Origin of the sequence: Aeromonas sp. 603404 (genome assembly GCF_049171775.1) — a bacterium.
Classification (GTDB): domain Bacteria; phylum Pseudomonadota; class Gammaproteobacteria; order Enterobacterales; family Aeromonadaceae; genus Aeromonas; species Aeromonas veronii_A.
This window is the reverse complement of sequence record NZ_JAAKPE010000030.1, coordinates 1-597: the sequence shown is the minus strand read 5'-3', so window position 1 is coordinate 597 and position 597 is coordinate 1. Positions and strand designations below refer to the sequence as shown.

Annotated in this window: 2 tRNA genes and 1 rRNA gene; all 3 read left to right on the top strand. The window is 46.9% G+C overall.

The features are described from left to right. A 16S ribosomal RNA gene (locus G5306_RS20375) occupies positions 1 to 64 on the top strand; the annotation flags it as partial. A gap of 72 nt (positions 65 to 136) precedes the next feature. Next, positions 137 to 213 (top strand) — tRNA-Ile (locus tag G5306_RS20370). 16 nt (positions 214 to 229) lie between these two features. Then, a tRNA-Ala gene (locus G5306_RS20365) sits at positions 230 to 305 on the top strand. Positions 306 to 597 lie beyond the last annotated feature (292 nt).

Genomic DNA, 597 nt, shown 5'->3' with positions numbered 1-597 from the left:
CATGACTGGGGTGAAGTCGTAACAAGGTAACCCTAGGGGAACCTGGGGTTGGATCACCTCCTTACCTTAAGATGTCGAAGTTGTTGAGTGTTCACACAGATTGCCTTGATTCAAGTTTAGAGACAGTACACGAAGTGGGTCTGTAGCTCAGGTGGTTAGAGCGCACCCCTGATAAGGGTGAGGTCGGTGGTTCGAGTCCACTCAGACCCACCACTTCGTTCCCGATTATGGGGCTATAGCTCAGCTGGGAGAGCGCCTGCTTTGCACGCAGGAGGTCTGCGGTTCGATCCCGCATAGCTCCACCATAATCGGTACTGAATTTTGCGAGAAGCAAAAGCCATGCGTTGAACGATGTTCAATCTATGTCTTTGACTTCTTTATGAAGTTTGCTCTTTAACAATCTGGAAAGCTGATTTAAAAAGTAGTTCTCAAACATTTGTTACAAGTGCTTTGGAAACTTCTTGGCGAAAACCAAATTTTATTTGGTCCTTGTTGTACAGCAACTTGAATGCCGTTTCGACGACACTTCTTGGGGTTGTATGGTTAAGTGACTAAGCGTACATGGTGGATGCCTTGGCAGTCAGAGGCGATGAAGGA